We start from the raw sequence: 26,633 nt of genomic DNA, 5'->3' as shown, positions 1-26,633 counted from the left end.
TGCAGGGGAGCTTAACCGGTCTCAGACGGCCCGTCCATATTGGCCTGGCCAATCACGCCGAAGCGGCCGGTCAGCGTTACTTGCATCCTCGGCATAGTGGAAGAAGGCGAAGTCTGCTGGCTGGCCCGTCCCGCTCATATCCTGGCACGCCATGCCGACAAAGGCGCCCGTGAAATTGGGCAGCCCCGCCAGCGTCGCTTCGTCCGACAGGATGCTGGCGTCGAACATCTGGTCGAGCCAGGTCCAAGCCCCCTCCCCCGCGGCACGAAACGCGAAGCGCAGGGTTTCGTGATCGACGGAGGCGCGCAGTTCGATCGCGCCGACCGGGGCGGGAACCGCCGCGCTCATCAAACTCTGCCCTTCGCCGGTCGGGAGAACGGACAGGACCTGGATCAAGCGTTCGCCCGCGTCGCCCGCCGTCAGATGGAGGAAATGATATTTGGTACTGTTGTAATAACAGACGATGCCGGCGGCCTGCTGGAAATGCTCCGGCTCGAACTCGAGACAGGTCTGCACGTCATAGCGGAAGGCGGTCTGACGCCGGGCGACGAGCGCCTGTTCGAAATGGCTGCCGATCGTCTCGCGCCCAAACAGACGGAGATGCCCCGGCCGCTCGGTCAGGCTGAAAATGCGCTCCGGCGCGGGCGTGCGCAACCACTGGAAGGCGGAGGGCAGTGTGGCGCTATCGAAGCTGTCCCGCGCCGTGACCGGCTCCGGATCGGCGACGAGCGTGCTCGGCTCGGCACAGCGCAGCCAGCCGTCCGCGCCCCAGGCCATCGGTCGGATCGCCGTCTCGCGCCCCAGCACGCAACGATTGCTGCCCGGCAAGGGGCGGCCGCAGAGATAGGCCATCCAGATTTCGCCCTCCGGCGTCTCGACCAGATCGCCGTGCCCGGTGCGTTGCAGCGGCGCGTCGGGGGTATCGCGCGCGGTCAGCACCGGGCCGTCCGGGTGAACCTCATAGGGGCCGAACAGATCGCGCGAGCGCGCCATCGTCACGGCATGGCCGCGTTCGGTCCCGCCCTCGGCGACCAGCAGGTGATACCAGCCGTCCCGCCGGTAGAGATGCGGCCCCTCGGTAAAGCCCAGCGCCGTCCCCTCGAAGATGCGCCGCCGCTCGCCCAGCAACTGGCCGGTGGTCATGTCCATCTGCTGGATGACGATCCCGGCAAAGCGCTTGCGATCGGGGCGATGGTCCCACAACATATTGAGCAGCCAGCTGCGCCCGTCCTCGTCATGGAACAGCGCCGGGTCGAAACCGCTGCTGTTCAGATACACCGCGTCCGACCAGTCGCCGTCGATCCGTTCGCTCGATACCCAGTAATTGTGGAAGTCGCGCAGCGACGCGCCCTTGGCGCCGTCGACCGTGGTGCGGCCATAGCGCTTCACATCGGTGAAGATCAGGTGGAAGCGCCCGTCATGATAACTGAGGTCCGGTGCCCAGACGCCGCAGCTATCGGGATTGCCGCGCATGTCGAGTTGGCCTGCGCGCGCCAGCGGCCGTGCGACCAGCGTCCAGTTCACCAGGTCACGGCTATGGTGGATCTGCACGCCCGGATACCATTCGAAGGTCGAGGTCGCGATATAATAATCCTCGCCGACGCGCACGATCGAGGGATCGGGGTTGAACCCCCGCAGGATGGGATTGTTCGGGGTCATGCGGGTTTGCGCACCAAGGTCCAGAGGAGAGCCGCACCGGCCAGGTCAAGCAGGCCGAGCAGAATGAAGAAGGGCTGATAGCCGACCTGATCGACCAGCGAGCCGAGGGTCAGCGTGAAAAGCAGCACGCCCAGATTGGCCGCCGTCCCCGACACGCCGGTCGCCGTCGCCACCTGATCCTGCGGGAACAGGTCGGAGCAGAGCGTGATGACGGTGACGGACAGCGTCTGATGCGCGAACCCGCCAAGACAGAGCAGCGCGACGGCGGCGACGGGACTGTTGACGCTGCCGACGAACATCATGCCGGTCATCAGCACCGCACCCAGCGTAAAGGCACCGCGCCGCGCATCGATCAGGTTGACGCCCCGCCGCTGTAGGAACGCGACCACGGCCGGACCGAACAGGCATCCGAGATCGGCGGCCAGAAAGGGCAGCCAGGCGAACAGCGCGATCTGGGTCAGGTCGAAATGCCGCGCCTGAACCAGATAAAGTGGCATCCAGAGCGACAACATGCCCCAGACCGGATCGGCCAGGAACCGCGCCGCCGCGATCGCCCAGAGGTTGCGACGGCGGAGCAACTCACCCAGCGGCGGACGGCGGCGCTGCTTGACGAGCGCGGCCTCCTGCCCCTCGACGATCAGATTGCGTTCGCGTGCCGACAGCGCCCGGTGACGCGCAGGTGGCGCATACCAGAACAGCCAGGCCACGACCCAGAGCAGCCCCAGCCCCCCGGCGACGAAGAACGCCGCACGCCAGCTATGGTGGAACACCGCCCAGGCGACGAGCGGCGGCGCGAAGACCGCACCGAAGGACGCCCCGATCTGATAGATGCCGCCCGCCACGCCGCGCTCACGGGCGGGAAACCATTCGGCGACGACCTTCATCCCCGCCGGTTGCGCCGATCCCTCGACCAGCCCCAGCGCACCGCGAAGCCCGGCAAAGCCCAGCCAGCCATTGGCGAAACCGTGGCCGATGGTGATGCACGACCAGACCGCGACGAACAGGGTGAAGCCGATCTTCAACCCGATCAGGTCGAGCAGATAGCCCGCCACCGGCTGGAACATGATGCCGAACTGGAACGCGCCGGTGATCCAGCTATATTGCTGGGCCGAGATATGCTGTTCGGTCATGATCGCGGGTGCGGCGACGCCCAGGATGCTGCGCGTCAGATAGTTGATGACCATCGCACCGACGAACAGCGCGATGATCGTCCAGCGTATATAGGGGAAACCCTTCACATCCGGTCCTTCGGCCTGTTCGGCATTCATCGTTCCCATTGACCTTGTGCCTCGTGCCGGGGCACGGCTGTTGCCGAGCATCGGCATAGCGCACAGGCCGATGACGGGACAGGATGACCGTGACGAAGACGCGACGGCGCCCACGCGGCGTGACCATCATCGACGTGGCCAAGGAGGCTGGTGTCTCGCCCATGACCGTCTCGCGCGTCATCAATGACGATGCGGGCGTGCGCGACGAGGTCCGCGTCCATGTGCGCGCGGTCATCACCCGACTGAACTACACGCCCAATCTGATGGCGCGCAGCCTGGTCACTTCGCGTGAGATCCGGATCGGCGTCATCTATTCCAATCCCAGCGCAGCCTTTATGAGCGAGCTGCTGGTCGGCGTGTTCGAGGAAGCCTCGACCCGCGCCGCGCAGCTCTTCCTGCTGAAGGGCGAACAGGGCCGCCCGCCGACGCGCGAGGCGATCCAGGGCCTGATCGACCAGCGGATCGCGGGCGTGATGCTCGCGCCGCCACTGGGCGAGTCCGACTTCGTGCGCGACATCGTCCGCGAGGCGGGGCTGCCCATGGCGGTGATCGGCGGCGTTGCGCCCGATGCCGCCTGCGTCTGGATCGACAATGCCCGCGCGGCCTATGACATGACGCGCCACCTGATCGGCCTGGGCCATCGGCGCATCGGCTTCGTCCATGGCAACCCCGGCCAGTCGGCCAGTATCGAGCGTCTGGCGGGCTTTCGCCGAGCGGTCGAGGAGGAAGGCGGGCTGGAGACGCGGATCGTCCAGGGCGATTACAGCTATGCCTCGGGACTGACGGCGGGCGAGCAGTTGCTCGACGGCGAACGGCCGCCGACCGCGATCTTTGCCAGCAACGACGATATGGCCGCCGCGGTCGTCTCGGTCGCGCATCGGCGGCATCTGGACGTGCCGGGCGACCTGACCGTGGCCGGGTTCGACGACAGCACCGCCGCGACGACGCTCTGGCCGCCACTGACCACCATCCACCAACCGGTCCGCGCGCTGGCGACGGCCGCACTCCAGATGCTGATCCAGGACATTCGCAGCGGGGTTCCCGCTACCGAAGGCCGCCCGCGCATCACGGTGCTGGAACATCAACTGATCGAACGCGACTCCACCGCCCCGCCACGCCGCTGAGCGCCCTCCCCTGGAAGGGGCGGTGGCAGGCCGCAGGCCTGACGGAGGGGTGTCGCCCTCTCGAAAGCGAGTGGCAGGCCGGATTGCCCCCGGCAATCCTCGAACCCGCGGGGCGGGTTCGACCTGCCACTCCCCTCCACCATGCTGCGCATGGTCCCCCTCCCCTTGCAGGGGAGGAATGAGGTAAAATTTGCCATCCCGGCCGGGACGGGGATCGGAGGGCAGACCCACGCCTCTAGCGCGCCGAAGCCGTCACACCGGCATCGGTCTGCACCACCGGCTTCATCGTGCCGTCGGGATTGTAATAAAGCCGCTCGACCGTCACCGCCCGCCGCCCGATCGCGCCGCTCTGGTCGCCGATCGCGAGGTTGGCATTGTGCAGGAACAGATAGGACTTGCCCTTGAACTCGGCGATGCCCGGATGGATGGTGAAGCTGTACTTGCCGGACCCCGTCAGCAGCCCGCGATAGGTCCATGGCCCCTTCAGCGACGGCGCGGTGGCGTAGGAGATATGCTCGTCCCGCTGTGTCGTCCGGTCGAGCGAGGCATAGGTCAGGTAATAGAGCTTGCCCCGCTTGTGCAGCCAGGGCCCTTCCTCGAAATGCGGCGGCGTGATCTCGGTGATCGGGCCGTCGATCTCGATCATGTTGGGCTTCAGCTTGGCGATATAGCATTGCCGGTTGCCCCAGGCGATCCAGGTCGTGCCGTCGTCATCGGTCAGCACGGTGGGATCGATATCCTCCCAGCTATGGGTGCCCTTGGGCGTCATCTCGTTGGTGATGAGCGCCGATCCCTTGGCATCGACGAACGGCCCGGTCGGCTTGTCGGAAACGGCGACCGCGATCGCCTTGCCGGGATGGCTGTCGTCATGCTCGACGGCGGCGTAGAACCAGTATTTGCCGTGTCTGTAGATCGCCTGTGACGCCCAGGCGTCCTTCTGGGCCCATTTGAAGTCCTTGACGTTCATGATGGGCCCATGCGGCGTCCAGTGCCGCATGTCGGTGGTCGAATAGACCAGCCATTCCTTCATGTTGAACATCTCGTCCCGCTGCGCCTCGTCATGCCCGACATAGAGGTACAGGCGGTCACCGACGACCAACGGCGCGGGGTCGGCGGTAAACCGATCGCGGATGATCGGGTTGCGCCCCGGCTGGTCCGCCGACAGCGCCGCCCCCGGCATGGCCAGCAGCAGCAACGATGCGATCATCCGCGATACCGTCATGCCCGATCCCCCTTAGAAGCTGAAGCGCACGCCCGCGCGGAAGACCCGCCCGAGAACGTCATAGAGCGCCGGGTTCACGAAATAGGGCGACCGCGCCGGGTCGCGATTAAAGACGTTGTCGACCTTGAAATAGGCCGTCACCGCCTTGCTCACATTATAGGTGCCGCCAATGTCGAAATAGAAGGCGCCGGGGATGAAGTTGTTGTCGATCGTCGGCCGGTTGGCGGTCGAGGCCGGGCATCCCGTGGTGCACTCGACATATTGGTTGCCGAGCTTGCCGTCGCTGAACCAGCGCTCCTGGAGCAACAGCGACCAGTCGTCGGTGGCATAGGTCTGCACCGCCAGCCACTTCCACTTGGGCGTATTGCCGATATTGACGCCCGCCGTATCGTTGGGGATCGTGCCGGGCAGGCCGGTATCGGTGATGAAGCGCCGGATATTGGTCGCCAGCGCCCGCAGCGTCAGGCTGCCCGGCAGGCCCAGCGGACGCTGCCAGCGATAGCTCGCCTCGATATCGAAGCCATCGGTCAGGATCGACGCCAGGTTGAACGACTGGACGTTGATATAGTTGGGGCCGTTGGGGTTGTTCAGGTTGAACACGCCGCAGGTTTCCGGCGCGATGTTCAGGAAGCACAGATTGACGATGTCCTGTGCGCCCAGGCTGGAGATGACGTCGGTGATCTTGATCTTGTAATAGTCGACCGACAGGCTGAGACCGGGGATCGCCTGCGAGTTGGAGAAGGCGATGCCCAGCGTGGTGTTGCGCGCGATTTCGGGCGTCAGGTTGACGTTGCCGATCGTGTTCTGAAGCGCCAGCACATTGACGTTGCGGAAGGGATCGAAGAAGCCCGGCAGCGTCGTCGTGACGGGCGCGGCGAACAGCTCCGACAGGTTCGGCGCACGCACGTCGCGCGACGTCACACCGCGAATGCGCAGGCCATCGACCGGCAGGTCCCAGGTGCCGCCGATCTTCCACGCCCATACGGTGCCCGAGGTGCTGTAATCGGTAACGCGCACCGCGCCGTTGATGTTGGCCCGGCCACCCGCATCCGAGTTGATGATCGGCAGGTCGGCCTCCACGAAGGCCTCCTTGACGCTATAGGCGCCGCTGCCGTTCTTGTAATTGCCCGCATACCAGTTGTTGCCGTCGACCAGCAGCGCCGGATCGGCCGGATAGGCCGCATTGGCCGGGGTATTGGCGAAGCCCGCACCATAAGGATCGGCGCGCACGCGGTAGAATTCGTGGCGGAACTCGCCGCCGAACGCCACCGACACCGGCCCCGCCCAGGACGAGAAGGGCGAGCCCGAGAAGTTCAGGCTGATCACGTCCTGCGTCTGGCGCGTCCGCTGATACGCGCCATTCTGCGGGATGATATAGCTGAGCGCCGCCGCGGAAGGATTGCCGCCGAAGATGTTGAGCGGCTGGCATCCATTGGCCCGCGCCGTCGCATCGGCACAGACGATCGCGCCGTTCAGCGTCGTCGCATTGATCGCCTGGTTGAAGCGACGCGACAGCATCAGGTTGCTGACATCGACATCGGTATAGTTGGTGCCGTGCTCGAAATAGATGTCATAGGACCAGTCGGACCCGGCGACGCTCTCCCGCCCCTTGGCACCGCCCACGAAGCGGAACTGGCGACGATCGGTATAGACCTGGGTGTTGCCCAGTGCGGCGTTGCTGGTGCCGTATTGGAAATTGGTGATGCCGGCGGTGGCGCACGCCGCCTTGATCTGCGCCGGGACATAGGGGTTGGCGCACTGGATGGTCAGGTTCGGGCGGTTCATGCCGCCGACCGGCTGGTTGTTGGTCTTCACCTGGCCGATGTTGATCGTGCCATAGATTTCGCCGTTGGGCGCGAAGTCATAGCCGATACGGCCATAGCTGTTCACCCGCTGGATCTTCGATTGCAGCGAGCGGCCCGCATCGACATTGCCCGACAGGTCGCCGCCCAGACAGAAGCCGGGGAAACAGCCGCGGACATTGCCCGCCGCGTCCCGCGCGGGCACCCCGCCCGAGCCGTACTGGAACTGGAACGGATTGCCCGACTGGTCGAAGGCGATGCCCTGAAGCGGCCCGGCGGTAATCAGGCCGTATTTCGTGTAGTTGTAGGGCTGGGCATAATCGCGGAACAGATATTGCGGCGATCCGTCGTTCAGGACGTTGCGGTTGATGAGCGTCGACTGGTGGAACCAGTCACGCCCACCCGCCAGCGCGGTGCCGAACTGGCCGCCGCCAACGCCGTCTTCATGCGCATATTCGGTACTGGCGATGACGTGCAGGCTATCGTTTAACAGGCTCGTGCCGCCCGCGAGCTGGATCAGGACCTGCTGGTCGTCACCATAGGTGGTCACGCCGCCCTGGATATTGCCCTTGATCCCCTTGAACCGGGTATCGGTGATGAAGTTGACGACACCGCCGACCGCATCCGAACCATAGGAGGCCGACGCGCCGCCGTTGACGACATCGACCCGCTTGATGAGCAGCTGCGGGAACAGGCTGATGTCCGGAACGCCGGTGACGTTCGCGCCGACGACGCGCTGGCCGTCGAGCAGGGTCAGGGTGCGGATCGCACCGACGCCGCGCAGCGAGAAGGAGCTCAGGCCCTGCTGCCCGCTCGACGTACTGAAGGTGTTGACCGAGGTGCCGGTCGAGCCTTGAAGCGAAGGAAGCTGCGCGACCGTCGTGAAGATATTGGGCTGCGCATTCTGCTGGATCTGCTCCTCGCCGATCACAGTCGTCGGCGTCGGTGCGGTGAAGCCGCCGGTCGTGATGCGCGATCCGGTCACGATGATGTCTCGGGTCGCGGCTTCATCACTCTGGGTATCGGGCGTGTTCGCCGGAGCAACGACATCCGATCCCGCCTGGCCGGTTTGCTCCGCCTGACCGGAGGCAGTCTGCGCCCAAGCCGGCAATGCGATGATTCCGCTGGCCAAAACCGCCAGGCTGGCCGCCCCCAGGACATGACGGCGCAAGCGCCGGGTATGCGATCCCGTCTTTTTCATCATCCTCATCCCTTTTGATTCTGTTTTATCTGGTAACGTTACCAGCATTAATTTCCTGTTTTTAGCGCGGTGTCAATGTTGGAAAATGACACACGCGATTCCGGGCTGGCGGAAACACGTCAAAAGATGAAAGGCAGCGAGGGCTTCGCTGCCTAAATCATTACCCTATTGCATTATTCGGAGTGCGGCGTTTCGCCTCAGGCGCGCGCCCGGCCGCTCAATCCTTGGCGCAGTCGGCGCAGCGTCCGCGGACCTCGACGACCGGGCGTTCGGGCCGAAAGCCTGCCGCACGGGCAGCATCGCGGACCGCGCCGGTCAGGTGATCGTCATCGATATGCGTGGTTTGCCCGCAGCGATCACAGACCAGGAAGATGCAGTCGTGCAGGCAATCGGGGTGGGCATTGGCGACATAGGCATTGGCGCTCTCCACCCGGCGTGCCAGATTGGCACCGACGAACAGGTCGAGGATGCGATAGACGCTGTTCGCGGCCACCCGTCGCCCCTGCGAATGCGACATGACATCGGCGATGTCATAGGCGGAGGCGGGCTTGTCGAATCCCGCCAACGCCGCGAACACGCTGGCGCGCATCGCCGTCCATTGCTCGCCCGCGCGCTCCAGCGTCGCCTTGGCCGCGTCCGAGAGATCGGCCCCCTGGGGCTCCTGATGGTCATGCATGTGCGCCATGATGGGGATTTAGGCGGTGGCACCCCACTGGGCAAGGTCCTGACTGGGCAAGGTCCTGTACGGCAGGGGCATTCGGTCCACTATCGCCGCCGGGCGGCGCGGCCTATGTCAGGCGCCATGCTGCAACCGAGCCCTGCCTTCATGATTACCGCCCGTCCCCGTGCCCTCGCCCGCTGGTTGTTCGCGGTCGCCGGGTTGATCGTCGCCATGGTCATCGTCGGGGGGATCACCCGCCTGACCAATAGCGGCCTGTCGATCACCGAGTGGAAGCCGATCACCGGCATCATACCCCCGCTGACCGAGGCGCAGTGGCAGGCCGAGTTCGCCAATTACAAACGCATTCCCGAATATTGGACCTTCAACCGCGACATGACGCTGGCGGGATTCAAGGCGATCTTCTTCTGGGAATATCTCCACCGGGTGCTGGGGCGGGTGATCGGCATGGCCTTTGCCCTGCCGCTGATCTGGTTCTGGGCGCGCAAGGCCATTCCTGCCGGATACAAACCGCGCCTCGTCGCCCTTCTCGCGCTGGGCGGCTTACAGGGGGCGATCGGTTGGTGGATGGTCGCCTCGGGCCTCGTCGAGCGTACCGATGTCAGCCATATCCGGCTGGCCGTGCACCTGTTGACCGCACTGTTCATCCTGGCCGGGATCGTGTGGACCGCGCTCGACCTGATGGCGCTGCATCGCAATCGACTGGCGGCCCCCGCCCGGCTCACCCTGCTCGGCGCAGGCGCGATCCTGACGCTGTTCGTTCAGCTGATGTTCGGTGCCCTGACCGCCGGGCTGGATGCGGGCTATGCCTTTTCCAGTTGGCCGCTGATGGGCGACGCCTGGTTCCCGGCGGGCACGCCGATGATGTCGCCCGCCATCGCCAATGTCTTCGACAATCCGGTGGTCGTGCAGTTCATCCATCGCTGGTTCGCCTTTGCGGCCGCTGCCCTGCTCGTGTGGATGGCCGCGCGTGCGATCAAGGGCGGGGCCTTGCGCGCCGGGTGGCTGGTGATCGTCCTGGTCGTCGTCCAGATCGGCCTGGGCATCGCGACCTTGCTGTCGGGCGTGCAGATCGACATCGCGGTCGCGCATCAGGCCAATGCCGCCCTGCTGCTGATCGCCGCGACCGCCGCCGCGCACCGGTTGGGCAGTGGCACCCGCGACCTTAAGGTATCATAATACCCGTCAGCAAGGCCGCGCTTTGCTTGACATTTCGGGGGTGCTCCAGCATTGCGCCCTTGTTCGCGCCGCTCGGTTTCACGGGCGGCGTGTTGCATTTCAAACCGAAAGGTCTCTCGCCCATGAAGGCGCTCATGAAGACCACCAAGGCGGCCAAGCCGCACGAGGTGGAGAAGAAGTGGCATATCGTCGACGCCGACGGCCTGGTTGTCGGCCGCGCCGCCACCATCATCGCGAACATCCTGCGCGGTAAGCACAAGACGTCGTTCACCCCCCACGTCGATTGCGGTGACAATGTCATCGTCATCAACGCGGACAAGGTGCGCTTCACCGGCAACAAGCTGGGTCAGAAGGTGTATTACAAGCACACCGGTTATGCCGGTGGTATCAAGGGCATCACCGCCGCCAAGGTCCTGGAAGGCCGCTTCCCGGAGCGCGTCCTGGAAAAGGCCGTCGAGCGTATGATCCCGCGCGGTCCGCTGGGCCGTCAGCAGATGCGCAACCTGCGTATCTTCGCCGGCACCGAGCATCCGCACGCCGCTCAGAACCCCGAAGTCCTCGACATCGCGTCGATGAACCGCAAGAACAAGGTGGGCGCATAATGTCCGATAACCGCCAGTCGCTCGCCGATCTCGGCGCCACCCTGAACCAGCAGGCCGCCGTCGCTTCGGCGCAGCCCGCCGCCGCCGGTGAAGCGCCTGCCGCTCCCGCCGCCGAGAAGGTCAGCACCACCCCGCTGCGTCAGCAGGAGCTGGACAAGTTCGGCCGCGCCTATGCGACCGGCCGTCGTAAGGACGCCGTCGCGCGCGTCTGGCTGAAGCCGGGTTCGGGCAAGATCACGATCAACGGTCGTGACCAGGAAGTCTATTTCGCGCGTCCGACGCTGCGTCTCGTCATCAACCAGGTGTTCGGCATCACCGAGCGCGAAGGTCAGTATGACGTGATCTGCACCGTCAAGGGCGGCGGTCTGTCGGGCCAGGCCGGTGCGGTCAAGCACGGCATCAGCCAGGCGCTGACCAAGTACGAGCCGATCCTGCGCGCGCCGGTCAAGGCCGCTGGCTTCCTGACCCGCGACAGCCGCGCCGTCGAGCGTAAGAAGTATGGCCGCGCCAAGGCGCGTCGCAGCTTCCAGTTCTCGAAGCGCTAATTGCGGGCCATCCTGGGTTGCGAAAGCGACCCAGGGACAGGCTTTTGCTACGAAGGGGCGATCCGGCAACGGGTCGCCCTTTTGGTATTGGGGGCCGGGACAGGGAAGATCAGTGCGGTCGGGCCTTCATCAGCGCCATGACCGAAATCGAGCAGGCGAGTACTGCCAGCCCGAAACCGCCAAGCGCTGCCCATATACCGATTGCCAGGCCGCCGAGATAACTGCCGATCACCAAGCCGATCAGCGGCAGGATGATCAACAACAGGCATCCGAATATGACCATGACGCGGCAACGTCGGCACGACGGCCAGGTTCCGCGATGGCGACCTCCCCAGGACGGTCACGGTTTCAACCTGGCCGACAATCCCTCTAAGAGCCCTGCATGACCAACCCACTCTGGATTCCCGCCACCATTGCGGCCGCAACCTTTCAGGTCGGCCGTAACGCCCTGCAACGCGGGGTCATGTCGTCCTCGGGTCCCTGGGGCGCGACGTTGGTCCGGTTCCTGTTCGGCCTGCCCTTCTCGATCCTGTTCGTCACGGTCGCCCATTATGTCATGCCGGGTGCGGACCTTCACTGGGGCCGGGCTTTCTGGCTGTCGGCTATCGTCGGCGCGGCGTCGCAGGTGCTGGCAACCGCCGCGCTCCTCGATGCGATGCACCGCGCGGGTTTTGCCGTGGGTACGGCCTTGCAACAGAGTTCGCTGCCGCTCGCCGCGCTGCTCGGTCTCCTCGTCTATCATGACCGGATCGGCGCCATCGCCTGGGTCGGGGTGGCGATCACCACGATCGGACTGGTCGCCCTGTCCTGGCCGCCGCCCGAGCAACGCCGCGCCTCACTGATCGGTGCGGCGATGGGGCTCGCCTCCGGCCTGTTCTTCGGCTTTTCGCTGAACGCCTTTCGTCATGCCGCGCTGGCGCTCGATCCGGCACATCCGGTCTTTGCCGCCCTGGTCTGTGTGGCGGTGGTGCAGGCGATGCAGACCGTTGCGCTCGGCCTGATCCTCGCCTGGCGCGATCCGGCGACACTGGTCGAGGTGGCGCGGCGTTGGCGCCCGTCGCTGGGGGCTGGCCTATGCGGGGCATGCGCTTCGGCGGGGTGGTTCGTGGCGCTGGCCCTGTCGCCCGCCGCGCCGGTTCGTGCGCTGGGCATCATTGAAGCCCCGATCGCCGCCATGGCTGGACACCGGCTGTTCCGCGAGCGGCTGGGTGCGCGCCAGATCCTGTCCGGTATCGCGATCGTCGGCGGGGTGCTGCTGACCACGCTTTTCTGACGCGCGCGTGAAATAGCCGTCATCGCCCGCTTTGCCGTTCATCGCATTTGCCGGGAACGCTATACGAGGTGGCAGGGAGAAGGAACGATGGGACGACCGAGCGGACTCGCCTTGGCGGGACTATTATGCGCAGTTCTGCTGCCGGCTTGCCCAGCATCGGCCGAGCCAACGCCGCCGCCGCTCGACCTGTCCCGCCCGTTCGGCCTCGCCCCCGGTTGGCAGTTTCGGACAAGCCAGGGCGCTCCGGTAGAAGACCCCGGCGGCAATATGGCGCCCGGCCCGCTGCATCTCTGCATCACCCGTGATGCGGGCAAGACATGCCGCCCGGCGCTGGACGACGTGCTCGCGCTACCGGGCGACAAGAGCCCGTTCGACACGGCCCATTATCTGGAAACCGCCCGCATCGTCCACCCGACGGCGGACCAGACGCTGCTATGGCTTCAGGTCGCTAGCGTCCATGGCGGCAATGGCGATCAGCGCGTCGGCCGGATGGCGCTGGCCTATGACCCGGCCCATGCCCGCTTCGTGCCGGTCTATCGCAAAGCGACCAGCCGCAACAATAATCAGGATGTGCGCTTCATCACCAAGGGACCGTTGCAAGGCGCGATCATCGCCGCCGAGCCTACCACGGACGCCCCCTTCGCCTTCTGGATCACCGTTAATCGACTGGCACGCAAGGGCCGCTATGCCCCCGTGCTGCGCTATCGCAGCGGCACACGCTATGGTGACGGCAATCCGCTGGCGGTGATCGATTCCGAGATGCCCGAGATACTGCGCCGGATGCAGCTCTGGCGCCCCGGCAGCGCGCTGCCCCTCCCCGACCATGCCTGTCCCAAGCCCCGGCTGGTTGCCCGCGTGCTGTGGTGCACCGATCCGCCCGCCGCCGCGCCGCGCTGAACGACCCGAGTCTTGCCCCGCGCGCCCGGCGGGAGTAGCGGCATGACAAAATCATCATGTTGCAGGAGAGCGCTCATGTCCCCCTTTCTGGATCGCCGCCAGATACTGAAGACCGGTGCGACCATCGCCGGGCTGTCGCTGGGTGAGATGGCGCTGGGCGGCCGGGCGCTGGCCCAGTCGGACCGGATCGAAACCCTGATCCGCCAGATGACCCCGGCGGAAAAGGCGGGGCAGCTATCCTGTTTCTCCGACCAGATTCGCCCGATCGGCCTGCCCTTCAACCCCGGTCTGCCCGCCCGCAACGATGCCGCTGCCCAGTTGGCACGTATCCGCAAGGGCGAGATCGGGATGCTGTTCAACGGCGTCGGCTATGCAGGGGCCAAGGCGGCGCAGGATGCCATGATGGAGACGCGGCTCAAGATTCCGCTGATCTTCGCGGGCGATGTGATCCATGGCCTGCGCACCGCCTATCCGCTGCCCATCGCCGAGGCCTGCGCCTTCGATCCCGATCTGGCCGAACGCACTGCGCGCGCCGCCGCGATCGAGACGACGGCGCTGGGCATGCAATGGACCTTCGCGCCGATGGTCGACATCGCCCGCGACCAGCGCTGGGGCCGTGTCGCGGAAGGCTCTGGCGAGGACGTATATCTGGGAACCAGGCTCGGCGTGGCGCGCGTGCGGGGGTTTCAGGGCCGGAGCCTGCGCGATCCGACCAGCGTCGCCGCCTGCGCCAAACATTTCGCGGCCTATGGCGCGGTGTCGGGCGGGATGGATTACAACTTCACCGAGATTTCGCCCCAGACGCTGCACGAAGTGTATCTGCCGCCGTTCAAGGCCTGCGTCGACGCAGGGGTGGCGACGATCATGTCCGCCTTCAACGACATCGACGGCGTGCCCGCGTCGGGCAATCACTGGCTGCTGACCGACCTGCTGCGGGGTGAGTGGGGGTTCAAGGGCATGGTCGTCGGCGACTATACCGCCGACGAGGAACTGATCGCGCACGGCTATGCCGCCGATGGCCGCGATGCCGCCAAAAAGGCCTTCCTCGCGGGCATGGACATGGCCATGGCCTCCAACCTGTTTAATCTGTGGCTGCCCGATCTGGTCGAGAAGGGCGAGGTGCCGATGGCGCGCCTGGACGAAGCGGTCCGCCGTGTCCTGACGCTGAAGGAAGCGGTCGGGCTGTTCGACAATCCCTATCGCTCGATCAGCCAGAAGGCCGAGCGGACCCAGGTATCGACGCCCGCCATGCTGAAATTGTCGCGCGAGGCGGGTGCGCGTTCGATCGTTCTGCTGAAGAATGACGGCGACCTGTTGCCGCTGAAGGCCAATCCGGGCCGCATCGCGCTGATCGGTCCGTTCGGGGAGGACCGCGACAATGTCGTCGGCACTTGGGCGTTCATGTCGGACGCCAAGCTGAACGTCTCGATCGCGCAGGGCCTGCGCAACCGCAAGCTGACGGTGGATGTGGTCAAGGGCTCGGATATCGAGGCGCCCATCCCCGGCGGCATCGACGCGGCGGTCGCGGCGGCACGGGCGGCGGATGTGGTATTGCTGGCGGTGGGCGAGGCGCAGATCATGTCGGGCGAGGCACAGTCGCGCGTCGAGATCACCGTACCGCAAGCGCAGATGGAGCTGGCCGAAGCGGTCGCCGCGACCGGCAAGCCGGTCGTCGTGTTGCTGCGCCACGGCCGCGCGCTGGCGCTGCACGGCGCGGTCAAGGATGCGCCCGCGATCCTCGCGACCTGGTTCCTGGGTTCGGAAAGCGGCAATGCCATTGCCGACGTGCTGTTCGGCGATGTGAACCCCTCGGCCAAGCTGTGCGTCAGCTTTCCGCACGAGAGCGGGCAAGAGCCCTATTTCTACAACCACAAGAATACCGGCCGCCCCGCCCCCGACACCGGGTCGCAGGAATATAAGGCGCGCTACCGCGAAACGAAGAACGAGGCGCTCTACCCCTTCGGCTATGGGCTCAGCTACACGCGCTGGCAGGTTTCCGACGTGGTCGTACCCGCCCGGATGACGGACGCGATGGAGGTGACAGCCACCGTCACCAATACCGGCACACGCGCGGGCTCGCAGGTGATCCAGCTCTATATCCACGACAAGGTTGCCAGCCGCACCCGTCCGGTGCGCGAATTGAAGGGGTTCGAGCGGGTGACGCTGAACCCCGGCCAGTCGCGGACCGTGCGGCTGCGACTGACCCGCGACGATCTGCGCTTCTGGGGCGCGGACAATTGGGTGGTCGAGCCGGGCCAGTTCGACCTGTGGGTCGCCACCAGCTCGGTCGATGGGGATCGAAAGACCTTCGAACTGGTCTAAAGCCGGACGATCGCGGTGGCGATGCGCTCGGCCTCGTCCGGGTCGTGCGTGACCATCAGGATCGGGATGCCGGTCCGGTCACGCACCGCCACCAGTGCGTCGAGGATATCCCCCCGCCGCGCGCGGTCCAGCGACGATAGCGGCTCGTCGAGCAGCAATACGCGCGGTCCGCTGAGCAGCGCCCGGCCGATCGCCACGCGTCGCGCCTCGCCCCCCGACAGGCTGCGCGGCCAGCGGTCGAGCAGATGGCCGATGCCCAGCATCGCGATCACGCCGTCCCAATCGCCACCGCCCCGCGCCATGCCATAGCGCAGATTGGCCGCCACGCGCCGATGCGGGAAAAGGCGCGGCTCCTGAAAGACATAGCCGATGCGGCGATGCTCGGGGCGAACATCGATACGCGCGTCGGCATCGAACAGTGTCTCCCCGGCGATCCGGACATGCCCGGCCTCCGGTTGAACGAGCCCGGCAACCATGTGAAGGATCGTGGTCTTGCCCACGCCCGACGGGCCGAACAACACCGTCGCGCCAGGCCCCGTGGCGAAGCGGGCCGCGATCCGGCTGTCCCCGCGCCGGATCGAGACCGACACGTCAAAGGACATGCAACCCCCGCCCCATCCGCCGCGCCAGCCATTCGGAGGCGACCAGCGCGATCAGCGACAGCACGACCGACACCGTGGCGAGCCGCCAGACCATGTCCTCGGCACCCGGCCGCTGGAGCGCGGAATAGATGGCGAGCGGCAGCGTCGCCGTCTCACCCGGCACGTTGGAGACGAAGGTGATCGTCGCGCCGAACTCCCCGATCGAGCGTGCGAAACCGAGGACCAGCCCCGCCAGGATACCCGGCGCGCAGAGCGGCAGGGTGATGGTGGCGAACACCCGCCAGCGCCCTGCGCCAAGCGTCCGCGCCGCCTGTTCCAGCCGGGGATCGACCGCCTCGATCGACAGGCGGATGGCCCGTACCACCAACGGCAGCGCCATGCCCCCCGCCGCGATCGCCGCGCCCGTCCAGCGGAACAGCACGCTCACGCCGAACCAGGCCGCCAGCCGTGCGCCGATCGGCCCGTCGGGTCCAAAGGCGAGCAATAGCACCCAGCCGGTCACCACCGGCGGCACCACCAGGGGCAGATGAACGATCCCGTCGAGCAGCACCCGCCCCGGAAACCGCCCCCGCGCCAGCAGCCAGGCGAGCCCGAATGCGATCGGCAGGGTCACAAGCATCGCCGTGCCCCCGACCAGCAGCGACAGGCGAACGATCCCCCATTCCTCGGCCGACAGCATCACACCGTCATCGCGTCGAGAAACCATAACGACGGAAGATCGCCTTGCCATCCGCCGACAGGAGGAAACGGCGAAATCCTTCCGCCTCGGGATTGGTCGAGGCCTTCAACCGGGCGAGCGGATAGGTGATCGGCGGATGGCTCGCGGCCGGGAACATGCCCGCAACACGAACCTTGGCCGAGGCCTTGGCGTCGGTGGCATAGACGATACCGTAAGGCGCAGCCCCCCGCTCGACCAGCGCCAGCGCGGCGCGGACATTCTCCGCACGCACGACATGCGGCGCAACCATCGCCCATGCACCCAGCCGTTCCAGCGCCGTCTTGCCATATTTTCCAGCCGGTACGCTGTCGGTGTCGGCCATCGCCAGCGCTCCGGCGGACAGGGTCTTGCCGAGCGTGCGCGTCGTCACCTGCCCGCCACGCCCCATAGGCGCGATGACGACCAGGCGATTGCCCAGAAACGCGCTGCGCGTCTTGTCGGCCAGCAATCCGTCCTTCTGCAGAACGTCCATCCATTGCTCATCGGCGGAGGCGAACAGGTCGGCCCTGCCCCCCGCCTGCACCTGCCGGGCGAGCGCCGAGGACGCGGCAAAGGAGATGACCGGACGCGGATGGCCCCGCTTCGCCCAGGCATCGGCGGCGGCGGTCATCGATTCCTGCAGGCTGGCGGCGGCAAGGACCAACGGGGCGCGGTCCTGCGCGACCGCCGGAGCCGACAGGCATAGCGCGCCGATCAGCGCGGCAAATCGAAATCCCATCGTCGGCGTTCCCCTTTTTTTGCCTGGATGGCGTCAATGGGCTGTAACGCGCAAGGAACGATTTTATCCCGTTGATCGCTGTGTGAAATTCCTCCCCAAGCTCGCTTGGGGAGGAATAAGGGGTTACGCCTCGTCGCCCATGCGCAGCGCCGCGATAAAGGCTTCCTGCGGGATGCTGACCGAGCCGTACTCGCGCATCTTCGCCTTACCCTTTTTCTGCTTTTCCAAAAGCTTCCGCTTACGCGTTGCGTCGCCGCCATAGCATTTGGCGGTCACGTCCTTGCGCATCGCGCTGATCGTCTCGCGCGCGATCACCTTGCCGCCGATCGCCGCCTGAATCGGGATCTTGAACAGGTGGCGTGGGATCAGTTCCTTCAACCGCTCGCACATGCCGCGCCCGCGTGTCTCGGCGGTGCCGCGGTGGACGATCATCGACAGCGCATCGACCGGCTCTTCATTGACCAGGATCGACATCTTCACGAGGTCGCCCTCGCGATACCCGATCTGGTGATAGTCGAAGCTGGCATAGCCCTTGGACAGCGACTTCAGCCGGTCATAGAAATCGAACACGACTTCGTTGAGCGGCAGTTCATAGGTCGCCTGCGCCCGGCCGCCGACATAAGTGAGGTTCTTCTGGATGCCGCGCCGGTCCTGGCACAGCTTCAGGATCGAACCGAGATATTCGTCGGGGACATAGATGGTCGCCTCGATCCACGGCTCGCTGATCGACTCGATCTTGTTGGGATCGGGCATGTCGGCGGGATTGTGCAGATCGATCTGGCCGCCGCCATGCGTCAGCTCGATCTGATAGACCACCGATGGCGCGGTGGTGATGAGGTCGAGATCATATTCGCGGGTCAGCCGCTCCTGGATGATCTCCAGATGGAGCAGGCCTAGGAAGCCGCAACGGAAGCCGAAACCGAGCGCGGCCGAGGTTTCCATCTCGAAGCTGAACGAGGCGTCGTTCAGCCGCAGCTTGCTGATCGACTCGCGCAGCTTCTCGAAGTCGTTGGCGTCGACCGGGAACAGGCCGCAGAACACGACTGGCTGCACCTCCTTGAAGCCCGGCAGCGCCTGCTCGGTCGGCTTCTTGGCGTCGGTCAGCGTGTCGCCGACGCGCGCCTGCGCCACGTCCTTGATCTGCGCGGTGATGAAGCCGATCTCGCCGACGCCTAGTTCGGTCAACTGTTCGATCTTCGGCCGGAAACAGCCGACGCGGTCGATCAGATGGGTGGTGCCCGCCTGCATGAACTTGATCTGCTGCCCCTTTTTCAGGGTGCCTTCCATCACGCGGACCAGGATGACGACGCCGAGATAGGGGTCATACCAGCTATCGACCAGCATCGCCTTGAGCGGTGCGGCCGCGTCGCCCTTGGGCGCAGGGATGTTCTTGACGATCGCTTCCAGGATGTCGCCGATGCCGATGCCCGACTTGGCGCTGGCCAGCACCGCGCCCGAGGCGTCGATGCCGATCACATCCTCGATCTCGGCGCGGACCTTTTCGGGTTCGGCGGCGGGCAGATCGATCTTGTTGATGACGGGCACGATCTCATGGTCGTGCTCGATCGACTGATAGACATTGGCCAGCGTCTGCGCCTCGACACCCTGTGCCGCGTCGACGACCAGCAGCGCGCCTTCGCACGCGGCGAGGCTGCGGCTGACCTCATAGGCGAAGTCGACGTGACCGGGCGTGTCCATCAGGTTCAGCGTATAGGTCTCGCCGTCCTGCGCCTTGTAGGCCAGGCGCACGGTCTGCGCCTTGATGGTGATGCCGCGTTCCTTCTCGATCTCCATATTGTCGAGAACCTGTTCGCTCATCTCGCGGTCGGTCAGGCCGCCGGTGAACTGGATCAGGCGATCGGCGAGCGTCGACTTGCCATGGTCGATATGCGCGATGATGGAGAAGTTGCGGATCTTGTCGAGCGGCGTGGACACGGGTGGAATGGTTTCCTGAAAAGCTATTCGGCAAGCCGTTAGCAAAGACTGGCGCAGATGCCAAAGCGATCAATTGCCGCCCGCGCATTTGCATAGCGGCTTTCGCCCTGCCCCTCGACCAAAGCATAGGCAACGCCGCGCCGGTCCAACTCTGCGCGAGAAAGGTCGAAGAAGCGCTGCCGCGCCGCCAGCGTGCCGAACAGGCGGGTGCCGTCCTCCACCCAGGGTAGATCGGGCGCGAAGAGCAGGTAGACGTCGGACAGCCGGTTCCAGCGGGCGAACCACGGATCACGCCGGCCGAACAGCATGTCGGCCCATACGGCGGTCATCAGCGGATCGGTATCGGTGACGACCGGCCAGGGCCCGCTTGCCAGCGCCGTCGCCAACATCACATCATGCCCCCGCCCGATCGCCACCAGATCGGCCATGGTGAAGTCGGTGCCATGCGCCTCGGCATAATCGCGGCCATATTCGGGGAGATACCGTCCGCCCAAGGCCTGGGCCAAGCGCGGCCCGACGGTCGACTTTCCGGTGCTCTCGGGACCGTGAAGGCAGATGCTCCTCACGCCCGCCCCCGCCATTCGCGATAGCCCCACAGCGACAGTCCCAGAAAGATCACATAGAGAAGCGCGGTCAACGTCAGCCCCTTCACCGCGTAGAGCGCGATGGACGAGAAATCGACCGCGATCCACAGCAGCCAATTTTCCAGCCGCCGCCGGGCCAGCAAAATCTGCGCCGCGACGCTGGCGACCGCATTGCCCGCATCCCAGAACGGCATCGCCGCGTCGGTCCAGTGCGCCATCGCCCCGCCCCATGCCAAGGACGCCATAGCGATCCCGGCGAGCCAGAGCGAGCGGGCGCGCAGGGACAGTGTCTCGACCGCCACCTCGCCTTCGCGCGCGACGCTGCGCCGCCAGACGATCCAGCCATAGAGATTGAGGACGAAGAAGAAGAGCTGCAACGCCGCATCGCTGTACAGCCGCTCGCGCCAGAACAGCAGGCCGTAGAGCGTCACCATCACCAGCGCGACAGGGTAGTTCCACAGGCTGCGCCGCACGACCAGCGTGACGTTCGCGACGCCGAGGAGAAAGGCGATGGATTCAAGCCAGGTCATGCCACCCGGTCACGCCGGATCGCCCATGCGGGGCGCTTCGCTATCGTTGGGTTGAGCCGCGCGCTTGGCGGCGGAAATGGTCGGGGAGAGAGGATTCGAACCTCCGGCCCCTGCCTCCCGAAGGCAGTGCTCTACCAGGCTGAGCTACTCCCCGACTAGAGAGTACGGACCGTTTTCGAAGCCTTTCGGGAAGGCCGATCCGTGCTGGAGGCGCGCCAATAGCCAGCGGTTCGGACGCACGCAAGCGGTTTTTTATCTGTCGCCAAAATTATTACAGATTTCGCCCCATCCGCCCCGCCAGGTCGACGATATATTGCCAGGCGACCCGACCCGAACGACTGCCCCGGCGCGTCGCCCAGTTGACCGCTTCATCGCCATCGAACGGCAGATCGTACCGCACCGCATAGCCCCGCACGATCGCCAGATACCCGTCCTGGTCGAGCGTGTGGAAGCCCAGGCTCAGGCCAAAACGGTCGGCAAGCGCCAGTTGGTCGTCGACCACGTCACGCGGATTGATCGCGCTATCCTGTTCGCTGAGGTCGCGGGGCAGCAGGTGACGGCGATTGGCGGTGACCAGCAACCGGACATGCGCAGGCCGCGCCTCCGCCCCGCCGTCCAGCAGCGAACGCAGCTTGCGGGCCTCCCCTGCCCCTTCGAAGCCCAGATCGTCGATGAAGACGGCAAAGGCGCGCTCGACGCCCTCTAGCATCGCGAACAATTCGGGCAGGCTGTCCAGCGCATCGACCGACACCAGCGCCAGCCGCCCCGGCCGATCCGCCTGAACGGCGGCGACGCTCGCCTTGACCAGCGCCGACTTGCCGGTGCCCCGCGCGCCCCAGAGCAGCACGTCCTGCGCCGCATGGCCATCAGCCAGCCGGACGAGATTGGCGAGCAATGCCTCCCGCTGGCGATCCAGCCCCTGGAGCAAATGCAATGGCACCGGCGCGAACCCCCGCGCGGCATGAAGCGCCCCGCCCCGCCACAGATAGGCCGGATGCGCGAGCGGATCGGCGGACGCCGCAGGGAGCGGCGCAAGACGTTCGAGGGCAGCAGCGATGCGTTCGAGTACGGCGGGGGCAAGATCGGTCATGCCTCCGCCGGTACGGCACCCACCTCCGCCTGCCAAGCGGCGAGCGTCAGAGTCCCGCGCGGTGCGCCAGAATCACGGGATCACCAGGCGCCAGAGCCAGCGCCTTGTCGAACAATTGCCGCGCGCCGTCATCCTGCCCGGCCGCCGCCAGCGCCTGGCCATAGGCATCGGCCACCGCTGCGTTCATCGGCTCCAGGCGATAGGCCGCCGCGCCATATCGCCGCGCCACCTCGCCATCGCCGATTTCGGCATAGGCAATGGCGAGATCGTGCAGCAGTGCGACGTCGCGCAGACCAAGCTGGCTGCGAAGCCCCTCCAATGTCTCGATCGCGGCATCCCATTGCCCGGCCTTCATCTGCCATTGCGCCAATAGCCGGCGTGCCACGATGCTCTGCGGATTCTGCGACAGGTACAGGCCCAGGCTGACCGCCGCGTCGCGGGCATGGCCGGTCCGCTGATAGGTATCGATCAGCCGCAACATGGTCGGCTCGTCAAAGGTCAGGTCGGCCGCTCTGGCATAAGGCGCCAGCGCCTCGGCATGGCGTCCGGCGGTCGCCAGCGTATCGCCATAGGCCAGTTGCGCGGCGGGGGCACCGGGGCTGGCCCTGACCAGTGCCTGTGCCGTCCGGATTGCGGCGGCCCGGTCGCCCTGGCTCGCCAGTCCACGGATCAGCCCCAGCGCATAGGTCGGGTCGCCCGGTGTCTCCTCTGCCGCCATCGCAAGGTCACCAAGCGGGCGATCGGGGCGAAAGATCGTCGAATCGCCCCGATCGGCATGGGCTGTCCGGTCGGTGAGGGCGGCGGCCTCCCCCGGCGCGGCGGTCATGGCCAGGCGGAGCGCATAGCCATCGGCATCCGCCCGCGCCAGGATAGGACGAAGCGTCGCAAGCGCGCCGGGCCGGTCTCCCGCGCCGAGCTGCGCCGCCGCCAGCAATTCGCGCGCCGCTATGTTCATCGGCTGCATCGCCACCAGCCGCGCCCAGGCGCGCACGGCCAGCTGGGGCTGCTTTTGCGCATAGGCCAGAGCGCCCTTCAGCAGCACCGCCGCCGGTCGCGCATAGAACGCACCGCGCGTCAGTTCCAACAGCTCCTGCGCCAGCGCATAGCGCCCCGCGCGCGCGGCGATGACCGCCTGAAGGTAGAAGGCATCGGGGCTCCCCGGCTGCGATACCAGCGCCGTACGGGTGACCACCAGCGCGTCGCTGGCCCGGCCCATATCGCCCAGAGTCGCGGCATATTGGATCAACGCTGGGTAGTGATAGGCATCGTGGTTCAACGCCGCCCGGAACCAGGGCAAGCCCGCCGCCAGTCCGTAACGCGCGCGCACCACCTCGCCCTGAAGCGTCAAGGCATCGGGATCGGCCGGGGCCAGCGCCACCGCTCGCGCGGCCGCCTGCGATGCGCCGTCCATGTCCCCTGCGCCGAAGCGGCTGCGCCCCAGATCGGTCCAGGCGCGCGCATCGTTCGCATCGCGGGTGACCAGCGCTTGCAGGTCCTGCCGCAGTTGCGCGCCGCCGCCGCCCTGCGCCGCTGCCAATTTGGCGGCAATCCGCGTCATCGCCGCATCACGCTCGGCGGGCATATGATCGACCGCGTCCTGCGCGCCCGCCAGATTGCCCTGGATCAGCCGTGCCTCGGCCCGCGCCGCCAGCGTCTGCTCCAGCGGCACGCCATCGGCCAGTGCCCGGTCGAGCGCGGCCTCCGCCGTCACCCCCTCACCCAGCAACAGGCTGGCGCGGGCCAGCAGCATCTGCGCGGCACGGGATCGGGGCGCGACCTCCGCCGCTTGTCGGGCCTGGTCATAGGCCGCATGATAATTCCCCGCCTCCAGCGCGATCGTCGCCCGCCGCAACGCCTGCGCCGGATCGATCGGGGGCTTGCGACCATGGAGCAGCGTGAACAGCCCCGCCATGGCCAGGCCGATCACGCCCAGCACGGCCAGGACGCGCATGCGCCGCCGGATCGACCGCCGCCGCCAGATGCGCCGCTTGCGCCGCAACATCGGATAGGGATGCGAGCGCCGCCGATCGCGCACCGGGGGCGTCGCAGCCGGATCGCCGGTCATGCTCAGCGGGCGCCCGATGGCCACAGGATGACGCGCAACGTCTGGAGCAGGATCAGCGCGTCGAGAAAGGGCGAGTAATTCTTGGCGTAATAAAGGTCATATTCCAGCTTGTGCCGGGCATCCTCGATCGACGCGCCATATGGATAGTTGAGCTGGGCCCAGCCGGTGATCCCAGGCTTCACCATGTGGCGCTCGGCGTAAAAGGGGATTTGCTGCTCCAGCTGCTCGACGAATTGCGGCCGTTCGGGGCGGGGGCCGACAAAGCTCATTTCGCCGGTCAAAACCGACCAGATCTGCGGCAGTTCGTCGATCCGTACCTTGCGAATGAAGCGCCCGATCCGGGTAATGCGGGGATCGTCCTTTTCTGCCCAGACCGCATGCCCCGCCACCTCGGCATCCTGGCGCATCGATCGAAGCTTGGGAATGTCGAAGGGCTCGTTGAACAGGCCCACACGCCGCTGACGATAGATGGCGGGGCCGCTCGATTCCAGGCGAATGGCGATCGCCGTCACCAGGATGACGGGCACCGCGACGATCAGCAGGATCAGGCTGACCGAAATGTCGAAGGCGCGCTTGGCCGTGGCCGACCACATGCGGCCCGAGGAAAAGCCCTCGGAAAAGATCAGCCAGCTATGGCTGACGGACGCCAGGTCGATGCGCCCCGTCTGCCGCTCCAGAAATGTCGATAATTCTGATACCTGTACGCCGGTCGTGCGAACGCGCAGCAAGTCCTGATAGGGCAACGAACCACGCCGCTCCTGAAGCGCCAGCACGACCTCGCTCGCCTCGCGGTCGATGACGAAGGCCTGCAGGTTGGGAATGGCGCTACGCTGGACCGCGCCGGGGATCGCGGCCTCCTGCGCATTCATGGCGATCGCGCCCGCGACCAGGAAATTGCTGCCCGGCCGTTCGGCAAGCGCGGCGATCTGTGCCGCCCGCTCGCCCGCACCCATCAGGATGACGCGTCGCTTGAACCGGTCGCCGCCCAGGAAGCTGCCGAGTAGCCCGCGCACCACGACCAGCAGCACGACCGCGAGGACCATCGAGAAGAACAGGCTCGATCGCCAATAGGACAGGGTCGGGAAGAAAAAGAAGATCAGCGACAGGAAGATCACGCCCAGCGAGATCGCGACCATCAGCCGCGCCGCAGCGAAACGCAGCGACAGGAACGAGGCGGCGGCATAGGCCCCGACCGCAAGCAGCGCGATCTGAAGCGGGATCGCAAAGCTCAGCACCTGGGGCAGCCGTTCCAGGAGCGACCCCACCGGATAGCCGATCTGCCGGGCCCGCAGCACCCAGCCGAGCTCCGCCGCCAGCATCAGCAGCAGGAAATCGACCAATCCCAGCAACAGCGCGGCATGGGGGACATAATGTTTGAACAGGCGGATCATCTACCGAACGGACATCCCCAACGCACACGCAACCCTGGCTTTCACACCGGCTTGTCCCAATTTTTACAGACAATGACAAACGAACGGTGAAGATATGCGTTCTGCCGCGTTATAGGCGATCCCGCCACCGCGATATGCGTCGGTGGCGCGGCAACAAGAAGGGGCATACATGCATAATCCAATCGTGCCGGTCATCCTGTCCGGTGGTTCCGGCACGCGTCTCTGGCCGATGTCCAAGCCCGAGATGCCCAAGCAGCTTCTGCCGCTGACGTCCGATGAGACGATGTTGCAGCTGACGGCGCAGCGGACCAATTCCAACGACTTCGCCGCGCCGATCGTCGTCGCGGGCCAGCGGCATGCCGATCTGGTCGAAAGCCAGCTGACCGAGGCGGGCACCCCGCCCCAGGCGCTGATCCTGGAGCCGGTCGCGCGCAACACCGCGCCCGCCATCGCGCTGGCAGCTTTGGTCGCCAAGCCCGAGGACGTTCTGTTGGTCATGCCGTCGGATCACGTCATCGCCGATCTCGACGCCTTCCACGCCGCGATCCGCGCCGCGCTGCCGATGGTGTCGCAGGGCTGGCTCGCCACCTTCGGCATCGCCGCCGACAAGCCCGAGACGGGCTATGGCTGGATTCAGGTCGGTCGCGAGATCGCGCCGGGCGTGCATCAGGTCGCCCGCTTCGTCGAAAAGCCCCGTCTGGAACGCGCCGAGGCCATGCTGGCGCGCGGCGACTATGCGTGGAACGGCGGCATCTTCCTGTTCCGCGCCGACCGCTATCTGGAGGAACTCGGCCAGCACGCGCCCGAAATGCTGGTCGCCGCCGAGCAGGCGGTTCGCGCCGCCAAGCGTGAGGGCAAGCGCATCTGCCCCGACGAAACCGCCTTTGCCGCCTGCCCGTCCGATTCGATCGACTATGCCGTGATGGAACGTGCCGACCGGGTTGCGGTGGTCCCCGTGGCCATGGGCTGGAACGATGTCGGCAGCTGGGACGCGCTGCACGCGATCAGCGAGCTAGACGGCTTCGGCAACGCGCATCGCGGCGAAGTGCTGGCGATCGACACCAAGAACTGCCTGATCCGTACCGATCGCGTGCGCGTGGCGGCGGTCGATGTGCAGGACCTGATCGTCGTGGCGAGCGGCGACGATATCCTGATCCTGCCGCGCGGGCGCAGCCAGGACGTCAAGAAGCTGATCGAGGCGATGAAGCGCTGATCGAACCGGCCGGG

General features: G+C 66.2%; 23 protein-coding genes and 1 tRNA gene. 8 read left to right on the top strand and 16 right to left on the bottom strand.

The genetic code is table 11. The annotated features are described in order from the left end of the window. Nucleotides 1-21: 21 nt before the first annotated feature. Complete coding sequence (locus U1H82_RS16120) at nucleotides 22-1,659, bottom strand: glycoside hydrolase family 43 protein (protein WP_322965966.1); 1,638 nt, start codon at nucleotides 1,657-1,659, stop codon at nucleotides 22-24. Beyond that, nucleotides 1,656-2,936, bottom strand: a complete 1,281-nt coding sequence (locus tag U1H82_RS16115) for an MFS transporter (protein WP_322965965.1) — start codon at nucleotides 2,934-2,936, stop codon at nucleotides 1,656-1,658. The genes U1H82_RS16120 and U1H82_RS16115 overlap by 4 nt, the downstream gene beginning before the upstream one ends. A 74-nt stretch (nucleotides 2,937-3,010) precedes the next feature. Between U1H82_RS16115 and U1H82_RS16110 the strand changes: the two genes are divergently transcribed. Further along, nucleotides 3,011-4,051 carry a LacI family DNA-binding transcriptional regulator gene (locus U1H82_RS16110; protein ID WP_322965964.1) on the top strand — a complete coding sequence of 347 codons (1,041 nt, stop codon included), beginning with the start codon at nucleotides 3,011-3,013 and terminating at the stop codon, nucleotides 4,049-4,051. Between the two features lie 235 nt (nucleotides 4,052-4,286). Here the strand turns inward: U1H82_RS16110 and U1H82_RS16105 are convergent, their stop codons facing one another. From U1H82_RS16105 to U1H82_RS16095, 3 genes are all read right to left on the bottom strand, one after another. After that, entirely contained in the window at nucleotides 4,287-5,273 is a 987-nt protein-coding gene (locus tag U1H82_RS16105) for a glycoside hydrolase family 43 protein (protein WP_322965963.1), read from the bottom strand. 12 nt (nucleotides 5,274-5,285) lie between these two features. Beyond that, nucleotides 5,286-8,279 (bottom strand): TonB-dependent receptor plug domain-containing protein, encoded by a 2,994-nt coding sequence (locus U1H82_RS16100; protein WP_322965962.1) that lies wholly within the window; start codon nucleotides 8,277-8,279, stop codon nucleotides 5,286-5,288. Between the two features lie 214 nt (nucleotides 8,280-8,493). Beyond that, entirely contained in the window at nucleotides 8,494-8,961 is a 468-nt protein-coding gene (locus tag U1H82_RS16095; protein WP_322965961.1) for a Fur family transcriptional regulator, read from the bottom strand. Nucleotides 8,962-9,078: 117 nt separating this feature from the next. On the opposite strand from U1H82_RS16095, the gene U1H82_RS16090 reads away from it, so the two are divergent. The 3 genes from U1H82_RS16090 to rpsI all read left to right on the top strand — a co-directional run bounded on the left by U1H82_RS16090 (nucleotide 9,079) and on the right by rpsI (nucleotide 11,281). After that, complete coding sequence (locus U1H82_RS16090) at nucleotides 9,079-10,134, top strand: COX15/CtaA family protein (protein ID WP_375339546.1); 1,056 nt, start codon at nucleotides 9,079-9,081, stop codon at nucleotides 10,132-10,134. 122 nt (nucleotides 10,135-10,256) lie between these two features. Next, entirely contained in the window at nucleotides 10,257-10,736 is a 480-nt protein-coding gene (gene rplM, locus U1H82_RS16085; RefSeq protein WP_042488064.1) for a 50S ribosomal protein L13, read from the top strand. Further along, entirely contained in the window at nucleotides 10,736-11,281 is a 546-nt protein-coding gene (gene rpsI, locus U1H82_RS16080) for a 30S ribosomal protein S9 (RefSeq protein WP_322965958.1), read from the top strand. The genes rplM and rpsI overlap by 1 nt, the downstream gene beginning before the upstream one ends. Before the next feature lie 109 nt (nucleotides 11,282-11,390). Here rpsI and U1H82_RS16075 read toward each other — a convergent pair whose 3' ends face one another. Beyond that, nucleotides 11,391-11,543 carry a hypothetical protein gene (locus tag U1H82_RS16075; protein ID WP_322965957.1) on the bottom strand — a complete coding sequence of 51 codons (153 nt, stop codon included), beginning with the start codon at nucleotides 11,541-11,543 and terminating at the stop codon, nucleotides 11,391-11,393. Nucleotides 11,544-11,663: 120 nt separating this feature from the next. On the opposite strand from U1H82_RS16075, the gene U1H82_RS16070 reads away from it, so the two are divergent. From U1H82_RS16070 to U1H82_RS16060, 3 genes are all read left to right on the top strand, one after another. Beyond that, the gene (locus U1H82_RS16070) at nucleotides 11,664-12,554 is read left to right on the top strand and encodes a DMT family transporter (protein ID WP_322965956.1); all 891 of its coding nucleotides are present in this window, start codon (nucleotides 11,664-11,666) and stop codon (nucleotides 12,552-12,554) included. A gap of 267 nt (nucleotides 12,555-12,821) precedes the next feature. Further along, entirely contained in the window at nucleotides 12,822-13,451 is a 630-nt protein-coding gene (locus tag U1H82_RS16065) for a hypothetical protein (RefSeq protein WP_322965955.1), read from the top strand. A 75-nt stretch (nucleotides 13,452-13,526) separates the two neighbouring features. Further along, entirely contained in the window at nucleotides 13,527-15,773 is a 2,247-nt protein-coding gene (locus tag U1H82_RS16060) for a glycoside hydrolase family 3 N-terminal domain-containing protein (RefSeq protein ID WP_322965954.1), read from the top strand. Here U1H82_RS16060 and U1H82_RS16055 read toward each other — a convergent pair. From U1H82_RS16055 to U1H82_RS16010, 10 genes are all read right to left on the bottom strand, one after another. Continuing rightward, the gene (locus U1H82_RS16055; protein WP_322965953.1) at nucleotides 15,770-16,375 is read right to left on the bottom strand and encodes an ATP-binding cassette domain-containing protein; all 606 of its coding nucleotides are present in this window, start codon (nucleotides 16,373-16,375) and stop codon (nucleotides 15,770-15,772) included. The two genes, U1H82_RS16060 and U1H82_RS16055, sit on opposite strands and share 4 nt — an antisense overlap. Beyond that, nucleotides 16,365-17,054 carry a molybdate ABC transporter permease subunit gene (gene modB / locus U1H82_RS16050; protein WP_322966035.1) on the bottom strand — a complete coding sequence of 230 codons (690 nt, stop codon included), beginning with the start codon at nucleotides 17,052-17,054 and terminating at the stop codon, nucleotides 16,365-16,367. Before modB ends, U1H82_RS16055 begins: the two co-directional genes overlap by 11 nt. 7 nt (nucleotides 17,055-17,061) lie before the next feature. Continuing rightward, on the bottom strand, nucleotides 17,062-17,811 hold the full coding sequence (gene modA, locus U1H82_RS16045; protein WP_322965952.1) for a molybdate ABC transporter substrate-binding protein: 750 nt from the start codon (nucleotides 17,809-17,811) through the stop codon (nucleotides 17,062-17,064). A 123-nt stretch (nucleotides 17,812-17,934) separates the two neighbouring features. Next, nucleotides 17,935-19,746 carry a translation elongation factor 4 gene (lepA, locus tag U1H82_RS16040; RefSeq protein ID WP_322965949.1) on the bottom strand — a complete coding sequence of 604 codons (1,812 nt, stop codon included), beginning with the start codon at nucleotides 19,744-19,746 and terminating at the stop codon, nucleotides 17,935-17,937. 38 nt (nucleotides 19,747-19,784) lie between these two features. After that, a complete protein-coding gene (locus U1H82_RS16035; RefSeq protein ID WP_322965948.1) occupies nucleotides 19,785-20,312 on the bottom strand; it encodes an AAA family ATPase in 528 nt (175 codons plus the stop codon). Next, nucleotides 20,309-20,860, bottom strand: a complete 552-nt coding sequence (gene pnuC, locus U1H82_RS16030) for a nicotinamide riboside transporter PnuC (RefSeq protein WP_322965947.1) — start codon at nucleotides 20,858-20,860, stop codon at nucleotides 20,309-20,311. Before pnuC ends, U1H82_RS16035 begins: the two co-directional genes overlap by 4 nt. Nucleotides 20,861-20,937: 77 nt before the next feature. Beyond that, nucleotides 20,938-21,014 (bottom strand) — tRNA-Pro (locus U1H82_RS16025). A gap of 117 nt (nucleotides 21,015-21,131) precedes the next feature. Next, nucleotides 21,132-21,950, bottom strand: coding sequence for an ATP-binding protein (locus tag U1H82_RS16020; protein ID WP_322965946.1), 819 nt, complete (start codon nucleotides 21,948-21,950; stop codon nucleotides 21,132-21,134). A gap of 46 nt (nucleotides 21,951-21,996) precedes the next feature. Then, nucleotides 21,997-24,015 carry a tetratricopeptide repeat protein gene (locus tag U1H82_RS16015; RefSeq protein ID WP_322965945.1) on the bottom strand — a complete coding sequence of 673 codons (2,019 nt, stop codon included), beginning with the start codon at nucleotides 24,013-24,015 and terminating at the stop codon, nucleotides 21,997-21,999. A 2-nt stretch (nucleotides 24,016-24,017) separates the two neighbouring features. After that, nucleotides 24,018-25,406, bottom strand: coding sequence for a TIGR03013 family XrtA/PEP-CTERM system glycosyltransferase (locus U1H82_RS16010; RefSeq protein ID WP_322965944.1), 1,389 nt, complete (start codon nucleotides 25,404-25,406; stop codon nucleotides 24,018-24,020). A 169-nt stretch (nucleotides 25,407-25,575) separates the two neighbouring features. On the opposite strand from U1H82_RS16010, the gene U1H82_RS16005 reads away from it, so the two are divergent. Next, complete coding sequence (locus U1H82_RS16005; RefSeq protein ID WP_322965942.1) at nucleotides 25,576-26,619, top strand: mannose-1-phosphate guanylyltransferase/mannose-6-phosphate isomerase; 1,044 nt, start codon at nucleotides 25,576-25,578, stop codon at nucleotides 26,617-26,619. Nucleotides 26,620-26,633 lie beyond the last annotated feature (14 nt).

Source organism: Sphingomonas fuzhouensis (assembly GCF_034659795.1).
Classification (GTDB): Bacteria; Pseudomonadota; Alphaproteobacteria; order Sphingomonadales; family Sphingomonadaceae; genus Sphingomonas; species Sphingomonas fuzhouensis.
Note: the sequence above shows the minus strand (reverse complement) of the source record. Positions and strands in the feature narration are given on the sequence as shown.

What these genes read in the sequence shown, in the direction of transcription:
- U1H82_RS16120 (WP_322965966.1), bottom strand. Translation starts at nt 1,659, where the DNA reads ATGACCCCGAACAATCCCATCCTGCGGGGGTTCAACCCCGATCCCTCG.
- U1H82_RS16110 (WP_322965964.1), top strand. Translation starts at nt 3,011, where the DNA reads ATGACCGTGACGAAGACGCGACGGCGCCCACGCGGCGTGACCATCATC.
- U1H82_RS16115 (WP_322965965.1), bottom strand. Translation starts at nt 2,936, where the DNA reads ATGGGAACGATGAATGCCGAACAGGCCGAAGGACCGGATGTGAAGGGT.
- U1H82_RS16100 (WP_322965962.1), bottom strand. Translation starts at nt 8,279, where the DNA reads ATGATGAAAAAGACGGGATCGCATACCCGGCGCTTGCGCCGTCATGTC.
- U1H82_RS16070 (WP_322965956.1), top strand. Translation starts at nt 11,664, where the DNA reads ATGACCAACCCACTCTGGATTCCCGCCACCATTGCGGCCGCAACCTTT.
- U1H82_RS16060 (WP_322965954.1), top strand. Translation starts at nt 13,527, where the DNA reads ATGTCCCCCTTTCTGGATCGCCGCCAGATACTGAAGACCGGTGCGACC.
- pnuC (WP_322965947.1), bottom strand. Translation starts at nt 20,860, where the DNA reads ATGACCTGGCTTGAATCCATCGCCTTTCTCCTCGGCGTCGCGAACGTC.
- U1H82_RS16005 (WP_322965942.1), top strand. Translation starts at nt 25,576, where the DNA reads ATGCATAATCCAATCGTGCCGGTCATCCTGTCCGGTGGTTCCGGCACG.
- modA (WP_322965952.1), bottom strand. Translation starts at nt 17,811, where the DNA reads ATGGGATTTCGATTTGCCGCGCTGATCGGCGCGCTATGCCTGTCGGCT.
- U1H82_RS16090 (WP_375339546.1), top strand. Translation starts at nt 9,079, where the DNA reads ATGCTGCAACCGAGCCCTGCCTTCATGATTACCGCCCGTCCCCGTGCC.
- U1H82_RS16015 (WP_322965945.1), bottom strand. Translation starts at nt 24,015, where the DNA reads ATGACCGGCGATCCGGCTGCGACGCCCCCGGTGCGCGATCGGCGGCGC.
- U1H82_RS16065 (WP_322965955.1), top strand. Translation starts at nt 12,822, where the DNA reads ATGGCGCCCGGCCCGCTGCATCTCTGCATCACCCGTGATGCGGGCAAG.
- U1H82_RS16095 (WP_322965961.1), bottom strand. Translation starts at nt 8,961, where the DNA reads ATGGCGCACATGCATGACCATCAGGAGCCCCAGGGGGCCGATCTCTCG.
- U1H82_RS16105 (WP_322965963.1), bottom strand. Translation starts at nt 5,273, where the DNA reads ATGACGGTATCGCGGATGATCGCATCGTTGCTGCTGCTGGCCATGCCG.
- rplM (WP_042488064.1), top strand. Translation starts at nt 10,257, where the DNA reads ATGAAGGCGCTCATGAAGACCACCAAGGCGGCCAAGCCGCACGAGGTG.
- U1H82_RS16055 (WP_322965953.1), bottom strand. Translation starts at nt 16,375, where the DNA reads ATGTCCTTTGACGTGTCGGTCTCGATCCGGCGCGGGGACAGCCGGATC.
- U1H82_RS16010 (WP_322965944.1), bottom strand. Translation starts at nt 25,406, where the DNA reads ATGATCCGCCTGTTCAAACATTATGTCCCCCATGCCGCGCTGTTGCTG.
- modB (WP_322966035.1), bottom strand. Translation starts at nt 17,054, where the DNA reads ATGCTGTCGGCCGAGGAATGGGGGATCGTTCGCCTGTCGCTGCTGGTC.
- rpsI (WP_322965958.1), top strand. Translation starts at nt 10,736, where the DNA reads ATGTCCGATAACCGCCAGTCGCTCGCCGATCTCGGCGCCACCCTGAAC.
- U1H82_RS16020 (WP_322965946.1), bottom strand. Translation starts at nt 21,950, where the DNA reads ATGACCGATCTTGCCCCCGCCGTACTCGAACGCATCGCTGCTGCCCTC.